Origin of the sequence: Bartonella sp. AA83SXKL (genome assembly GCF_042196965.1) — a bacterium.
Taxonomy (GTDB): domain Bacteria; phylum Pseudomonadota; class Alphaproteobacteria; order Rhizobiales; family Rhizobiaceae; genus Bartonella.
In genome coordinates this window covers 22,004-30,048 of sequence record NZ_JBHIRG010000016.1, presented here as the reverse complement: position 1 = coordinate 30,048, position 8,045 = coordinate 22,004, and the positions used below count along the sequence as shown (strand labels likewise).

At 32.8% G+C, this 8,045-nt stretch carries 5 protein-coding genes and 2 pseudogenes; 3 read left to right on the top strand and 4 right to left on the bottom strand.

Features of this window, described 5'->3' with window-relative positions; all coding sequences use genetic code 11:
• Together ACFINO_RS07345 and ACFINO_RS07340 are read right to left on the bottom strand one after the other, a co-directional pair.
• Window positions 1–73, bottom strand: a pseudogene (locus ACFINO_RS07345) (DUF4102 domain-containing protein); the annotation flags it as partial.
• A gap of 283 nt (window positions 74–356) precedes the next feature.
• A pseudogene (locus tag ACFINO_RS07340) lies at window positions 357–558 on the bottom strand (helix-turn-helix transcriptional regulator).
• A gap of 1,022 nt (window positions 559–1,580) precedes the next feature.
• Here ACFINO_RS07340 and ACFINO_RS07335 point away from each other — a divergent pair.
• On the top strand, window positions 1,581–2,243 hold the full coding sequence (locus tag ACFINO_RS07335) for a lysozyme (protein WP_375632873.1): 663 nt from the start codon (window positions 1,581–1,583) through the stop codon (window positions 2,241–2,243).
• Window positions 2,240–2,467 carry a hypothetical protein gene (locus ACFINO_RS07330; RefSeq protein ID WP_375618608.1) on the top strand — a complete coding sequence of 76 codons (228 nt, stop codon included), beginning with the start codon at window positions 2,240–2,242 and terminating at the stop codon, window positions 2,465–2,467. The genes ACFINO_RS07335 and ACFINO_RS07330 overlap by 4 nt, the downstream gene beginning before the upstream one ends.
• A 1,809-nt stretch (window positions 2,468–4,276) precedes the next feature.
• Here ACFINO_RS07330 and ACFINO_RS07325 read toward each other — a convergent pair.
• Complete coding sequence (locus ACFINO_RS07325) at window positions 4,277–4,606, bottom strand: hypothetical protein (RefSeq protein ID WP_375642961.1); 330 nt, start codon at window positions 4,604–4,606, stop codon at window positions 4,277–4,279.
• A gap of 341 nt (window positions 4,607–4,947) precedes the next feature.
• Between ACFINO_RS07325 and ACFINO_RS07320 the strand changes: the two genes are divergently transcribed.
• Entirely contained in the window at window positions 4,948–5,073 is a 126-nt protein-coding gene (locus ACFINO_RS07320; protein WP_375632867.1) for a hypothetical protein, read from the top strand.
• A 1,174-nt stretch (window positions 5,074–6,247) separates the two neighbouring features.
• On the opposite strand, the gene lldD is transcribed toward ACFINO_RS07320, so the two are convergent.
• Window positions 6,248–7,399, bottom strand: coding sequence for an FMN-dependent L-lactate dehydrogenase LldD (lldD, locus tag ACFINO_RS07315; protein WP_375655338.1), 1,152 nt, complete (start codon window positions 7,397–7,399; stop codon window positions 6,248–6,250).
• Window positions 7,400–8,045 lie beyond the last annotated feature (646 nt).

The window sequence follows — 8,045 nt, the reverse complement described above, 5'->3', positions numbered from 1 at the left end:
CTGCCCCGTCACAATATTTACCCTGCGGAGACGTCTTTACGAATGATGCTGATAACCGATGAATCGCCCTCACTTAATTTCCCTTCTCGTCCACCTTTTCACACATTGCTCGTCCACCTTTTAGACCACCTTAATTTTTTGATTTGAGATTTTTTCTTTAATTCTTAATTTTTTATTGGAACATAAAAAATTATAGACATCAATATGCTCTTGCACATATTTATACGATTTGATTCTTGCTAATAAAGCCCTGTCTGCCGGCATGCGGCACCATCTTTCTTAAGTTGTTGAAATATATAGATTTTTTATTTAATTATCTGTTTGAAGATTACCTTCTAGGGTTTATACGATTTTATCTAATCTGTTGTTATTTGCTCCGTATTTTTCTCTGGAATAAATGCTAAAGTCTCTTTCTTTCTCCACCTCACTGCTCTCCCTAGCTTATATGGCTCCGGCCCCCCCCTGAAGCATCTAATGGCGAATCGTTGTTGTGGATATACTAAAAATCTGTGCACACTCACGTATTATTACATATCTATTGCCATCATCAAATATCATCTCATTGCCTTTTTATTTTTTATGTTATGTAAATGGGCTGGGATGCTAGGAGGAGAGAGATTCCTATATTTTCAAGCAGCCTTTTGTCAAAATCTTTTGTGTCTCTTGTGCTATTGCCTCTAAAAATATTTCAATAGCTTGATTGATTTGTTTAAGAGGCTGCTGGAAACCTAGCCAATACAACACCAGACAAAGATGATACCATTGGACCCGAACGCCCCACCAAATGCTTCATATGAAAAAGAAAATATATGAAACTGAACTACTTGTTCAAATTTATTACAGTACAATATTCTTAAAAAAACTATCAAATATCATTGGTCTATATATTGAATATGCTCCACTAATATATTGTTTCATTTGGAAACAGACTGCAAGAGAGGGGAAATATCCATTATGTTTTTTTATGTAACAGTTTATTTGAAATCCTTCATAAAGGTATTTTTTAATGAAATTAAGCAATTAGGAGAAAAAACAAAGAATAATTAAATTAACTATAGATTTTTTTATTAAATATGTATAACACGTTATGTATATGCTTTATTGATTCTAAGATAAATTTTAGATGTATAATGTTAAATTATAATGTTTTTTTGTTTTTATAAAAAAATTCTGTGGTGCAATTTATGAATTTTGAAATTACTTAAAAATCAACCCTAATTATTTCATTAATTATTATGTCTCTTATTTTTTGTTAAAAGTGCTTTTTGTCATCGGAATTATTGAAGTTTTTTGAAGTAAAGTTCTTCTAAATCATTCTAGATCAACTGGTTTATGAGTGAAATCTATCTGATTATAAATGGAATTATTATAAAGTTATTGTCTTTAGATGGAGATCAATTGCTGCAAAATGAATAGTATTTAGCATAATCTTTATTCAAAAAAATGATATGGATCTTAAAATAATCCACTATGGATGTTTTGAATTTATTATGCCCTTTCGCTGTTCTGTTCTTAAAAATGAGTAGATGTAAGTTTTTAATTCATATCCTGCTTTGTGTAGTTTTTTATAGGTAAAAATAATGCGAAAAATATCAAAAGAAGGGCTTGTATTGATTAAGCAATTGGAAGGCTTACGTTTATCAGCTTATGAAGATTCTGGTGGTGTCTGGACAATTGGTTATGGACATACAAGTGCTGCTGGTGCCCCAAGCGTCCACAAAGACATGCAAATTACGGAAAAAGAAGCTGAAAAAATCCTTTGTCAGGACTTGAGGGAGTATGAAGCTGTTGTTGAAAAAACCGTTACCGTTCCTTTAAACGATGAACAATTCGCGGCATTAGTATCATTTTGCTATAATGTAGGAATCACAGCATTTCGCAATTCTACACTTTTAAAAAAGCTTAATAAAGGTGAATATGAAGCGATACCAACCGAATTGCAAAAATGGACAAGAGTAGGAGGAAAACGTATCCAAGGTCTTGTCAATCGCCGAGCAACCGAAGCAGGATTGTGGGCAAAAGGAGCTCATGTTGCCCCCAATTATCATGTAGTAGAACCAGAAGGCGTAACAGGTATTTGCAAAGTAGAAGCTCTTGCACCAATCATAGGTTCTTTTTCAGGGCTTGGAGGTCTTTTTGCAGGAAATGGTCCTGTTCAATGGGTTCTAGCAGGCATTATGGTTTTAGCTGCTTGTACGGCTATGATATACATTGCTAAACGTTTTCAGGAACACCGCCTATGATTTTATGGATAAAAAAATATCTGACAATGACGTCAGCGCTCATAGCAGCTTTTCTTATAGCTTTAGTCAAAGCCTTTTTTCTTGGGAAAAAAGTTGAGAAGCAAAAGCAAACAAAAGAAGATTTCAAGATAGCGACAACACGGCTTGAGGTAGAAAATGAAATTAATAAGAAAAGTGATGCTGATGTGCGCACTAAGCTTTCTAGCTGGTTGCGCGACGAATGAACGAACTTCTTGTATTGGATGGCTGCCAATTTATTTGAATCGACAAGATATCAATGTCATTAGTCCAAATTTGGCGAGAGATATTTTAAAACATAACGAACAAGGTGAACGTTTATGTGGTTGGAGAGATAAACGGAAAATAAAGTGATAAAAATATAATTCCTCTGAAACATCAATCAATGAAAAGATTTGAAAGAGGTGGATACATTCAGATTAAAAGTAAAAGCACTTAAAGGATTAAAACACTCTGGTGGTCGATTAGATTTAATTAGAATAACTGAGATGTCTGAATTGAAACTAAAGGATTCAACAGATTATGTTTGTGTAAAATGATTGAGTCTATTGATGTATTCTAAGGACATCTTTGTTATCCTATCAAAAGAAGATGAGAAAAGATTTTATGGATTGCACTACTATCGTCGTTCAAAGAACTGATCATACACAAAGGTTCTGTTTTCAACAAAAATAACATCTAGGGGCTGGCATGCTTGAAGAAAAGCAATCTACGGAGCTATATAATGAATAATGGTAAGGCTTTTATGTGATTTGTAAATGATGTTGTTTCAGCTTCCTAATTATAATAATGATGTTGACGATAAGGCAAATACTTTCGCACTATATCTGCTTTTTCATGCTAAAGTGGCGGGAAAACATTGTGAATGATCTTGGCTGTTAATTTTTCTATAGGTAAATTCCCTATGTGGGAAATGACATGCAACTCCAGTTGAGAAAACCAACAACCATTTTTGCTTTTATTTTTTAACTTAGCTTTTTTACTTTCAAAAGTCGCCTAGCAATTTCTTGAAGAATATTGCTTTACTATTTTAAGATAATTTTTTCCTGAAATAAAATCCTTCTTTTAAAATATTACTGTAATATCTTGCAAACTCATGTACTGCTTTTAGAGAAAGTTTGTAATAAGACCGTGCTTTTCACGGCTTTTATTGTGATGTGTATAACGGAAAAGTTAAGAGTGCGTATTATCTTTTCGAACATTCAACTACAATCTATTTCATCACAATATTTATCTTGAGAAAATACTTTTACAAAGATACTGATAATCTATAAATCGCTCTCCCCTAATTTACCTTCTCGCTCATCCTTCCATGCATTGCCCGTCCACCTTTTAAACCACCTTAAATTTTTGATATAAAATTTTTTCTTTAATTTTTATTTTTTATTGAATCATAAAAATGATATGTCTCAATCTCACTTCTATGCATCTTTATACGCTTTGATTCTTGTTTCTAAAGCCCAGATTGCCTACATATCGTACTGTTTTTATATTTAATATATATTTTTAGATTTATTCCTAACTTGTTAGAAAAGTTGCTATATTTTGATAGAAATATCTTCTATCAGTTCACTTTTTTCAAAAGATTCTGAAAGGATTCTCAAAAATCTACAAAGTTAAAGACTATTTAATACGTATTGTTTCTTTTTTAGAAATCAAAATTGGTGATGCCCCATTCCTTACCAGCAATTGTGTTATTTGCAGAGCAGTCTGTATAAGATGGTGTAACCTCTTTTATAAAGTTAACTAAAGTTTTTTGAATTTCTAGCATATTGTTTAAAGACAAAAAACTCCCTCTTATTATGCAAGCAGCTTAGACATCGGCTGATAATCCTCCCGCTTATAAAAATCCTTTCTTTAATAACCTTCAAAACCACAATTAAAGTGGTGAAAGATAAAACAAGATTTTTAGGCGATCATAACGCACAATAAAATCAGACCAGTCTAAATGTTCAATGCTAACACCTGCTAAACAGTGGAAAATAAGTTTTAGCACGCATTCAAATTGGAAAGGCTTAAGCCCCCCGCGCGCTACGATGGTTTTCTACTCTCATCGTACGATTTACATTCCCTCTAAAACTTAATCGCTGTAAATATAAAAATCTTGAAGCCCGTTCTAAATCCGTGAGAGTTTCTGGATCTTGCTGTATTAAACGTTGAAATTCCTCACAACTGCTCATCTGAAATGCTAAATTTTTCATAAAAGGACGATAGTGGCGTTGTAACATCCCTAAAAAGTTTACGACATAACCTGAGAGATTATTGCTGATTTCAGGAGATAGAATCAATTTCTGCTCAAAGAAAATCTCACCCATACCAACAAAAAGGTTTAATCTACATGCCATGAGGAATGTTCTCAAATAATTTTGATATTTTTTGATCAAATTTCTTTTGCCACCAATATCGGCAGCAACTGGTGTAGAATTAACAAAATTATAATTTTTTATCTTAAAATGTATCCATCATTTTTTACATTCTTTCATCTATCTTAGCCTTCTTTTCACAGCTTCAAATGATACAAAGTAACTGCAATATTAAGTCGTTTTGCATCGAACAAATTTCTCGCAAACTATCCCTATTGGCTAGATGACAATCCATCCTCTATTTAAAGAGAGAAAAACTTTTCTTTTTTATTCAGCGATAAAGTAAATATTATCCAATTACTTACGAGTAGAAATTCGATCAAATGGAAACTGTAATTCTTTCTACTCTGAGTAATCTTGTACCTATTTATATAGGTTTAGGAAAGCGTGCTGTTATGAATATTCATAAAAATACTTCAAAAATTGATATCAGCAAAACTTCTGTTTAAAAAAGGAAAAGATGTTCTCTTACTTGCTACTGAAGAAACTGTTCAGATTTGTCTTGATGTTGCTAAAGAGCTTCAAAAAACATGAAGTTATCCCAACGCTTACAAGTGTGCCAACCATTCAACTTTGAGATAATAGATCAGTGCTAGAGTTATGCCAATCTCACCAATCTGTTGTTGTCTATGAAGAGCATAGTATCAAAGGAGAAGCTTGGAGATGCAATTGTTAAATCGCTTATAGAACAAAACATTCTATGCCAATTTGTATCATTAGGCCCCCCCACCATCCCCATCTGCAATAAAAACGAACTGGATATTTTAACAAGTTATAAAATCAATCGAGAACGCATAAATAGTGTTAGAAACGACATACTATACAAAAAATATTCAACTGCTTCCTAATATGCTCGCCAGTTCAAAAACATCATAAATCATTGATGATGCAAGAAAATAAGAAAGAAAAGCACATTAATTCACGAAATTTTGCTCTCAGTAAACGAGCTTTTTTAAAGATAGTATGGGTATTTTTTTCATTGCTTAAAAATGTACTCCATAAAAAAACATCATATCCATATAATATATTACCAAATAAAATTAATATAAATAATATATAGATTATAGGAATATTATTTATTAGATCCATTTTTTATTATAATTATAGCTTTCAATAAATACATATTGACATTTTTAATAATTTTATTTATATATAATAATTAATATTATTCTATATTAAAATAAAACTAAATGAAGCTTATAAATTTACGTTTTATGCTAATGTGGTAAAGAAGTAATTAACATATTATATTTTTATATATAGGAGGGAAAAATGCTCACAGCATTATTTATAGCTATTTTTTCTATACCAACAGTTGTTTTACCTTTAATATCAGCGCTTGTTCCTTTTTATCCGTAGAATGAGATTTTAATAAAATAAGTAAAAGATGTATGCAATGTTATTAGTGTTTTTTTTGTGTTTATTATTATTAAGATTTTTGCGTTAAGTATTATTGTATTTACGGAGTATTATTTTAGTTACTGAGTATTTTATGTGATTTTATAGAGGAGCTTATTGATCTTTTCTATTTAACTTTAACTGTCAACATATTTTTTAAAATATATAATTATGCTCCTCTATAAAAAGACTTTCTTTTTCTGAAAGAAGTATAACATATTGCTTTCATTGCTTAAAAACATCTATATTTACTAAACTCTTGCGTGTAATATCTTTGATTGTCTGAGTACCAGTCAGTGTCATAGCTACCCGCATTTCATTGGCAAAAAGATCAAGGAGATGCATAACACCTTTCTTACCTGCTGCTGCAAGCGCATAAACAAAAGCACGGCCAATCATAACAGCATCCGCACCTTGTGCTATCATGCGTACAACATCAAGACCAGAACGAACACCTGAGTCCACTAAAATAGTCAAATAATCCTTTACAGCATCCGCAATTGCAGGCAACGCTCGTGTTGTTGATAATACACCATCAAGCTGACGTCCGCCGTGATTAGAAACAACAATACCATCCGCACCAAATTTTACTGCTTCTCGTGCATCTTCTGGATCAAGAATACCTTTCAAAATCATTTTTCCTTTCCAAAAATCGCGAATCCATTGTAAATCATGCCAACCAATTGATGGATCAAAATTTGCACCAAGCCAACCAACGTAATCATCCAATGCAATTTTCTTTTTGAGATAAGCAGAGACATTTCCAAGATCATGAGGGCGCCCCATAACACCAACGTTCCAAGCCCAATATGGATGAGTCAAAGCTTGTAAAAAACGACGTAAACCAGCATAAGGACCAGACATCCCCGAATGCGCATCACGATAACGTGCACCAGGAACTGGCATATCAACTGTAAAAACCAACGTGCGTACACCAGCTAACCAAGCCCGTTCTAGTGCATCACGCATGAAACCGCGATCTTTGAGAACATAAAGTTGAAACCAAAATGCACCTCCAATCGCTTCTTGCACTTCCGCAATGGGACAAACTGAAACAGAGGATAGAGTAAAAGGAATCCCTTTTGCCGCTGCGGCACGCGCTGCTTTTACCTCTCCACGACGTGTATACATGCCCGTTAGACCAACAGGTGCAAGTACAATCGGTAAATCAAGTGTCTGATCAAAAAGTTTGATTGAAAGATCAACTTCACCAACTTGCCTTAGAATCCTTTGACGCAGTGCAAGAGCTTGAAGATCTTTACAGTTGCGTCGCATCGTTTCTTCAGCATAAGCCCCACCATCAATATAGTGAAAAAGAAAGGGAGGAAGACGACGCTTTGCTGCCTTACGATAATCAAGTGTTGAAGAAATAATCATTGATGGCACCATTGTTCCTAAATGAAAAGAGAAGACATCCTAAAAACGCATAAAAGCGAATCCATGTACCTTCCTACTCGATATTCTCCCAAAACGCTCTATTGAATAGATAGAAGCAACAGAGATTGCAACTTTCTAAAAAAACTAATTGATAAAAACAATGTCTTTATTTCTCCTATCCAAATTTAAAATCTCACAGTATGAAGTATCATTAATAACGTATCTACTCATATATTCTTCATGTGCAATTAAAATGTTATACTCTCTTTAAAGCAATCCCTCTTCGAAAGCGATTGCTCCGTAGCTTAATTAGTTATAATTTAAAGTTGCTTCTCCCTCTAAAGGTCCTTACATTATCAGTTATTAAGAATATAGAGTGTCATTAAGTATAAACCATAATCTCCCCCAAAAGATGAAAAAATCCTTTATTAATACTGGAAATAAAGCTGTCGCATACATGCAGAAATCTTCTTATATCAATATTCAAAACTGAGATCTGTTACTTATTCATGCATAGTGCCTAATTCACATAAAGCATAAAAACTTTTAATGTTCATACCAATAGAAACTCTTCATATTTAATTGAATAATTTTCTAGCAATATTATATCTTGAGGCTATAAATGAGTTACTAAAATTAGAACAAT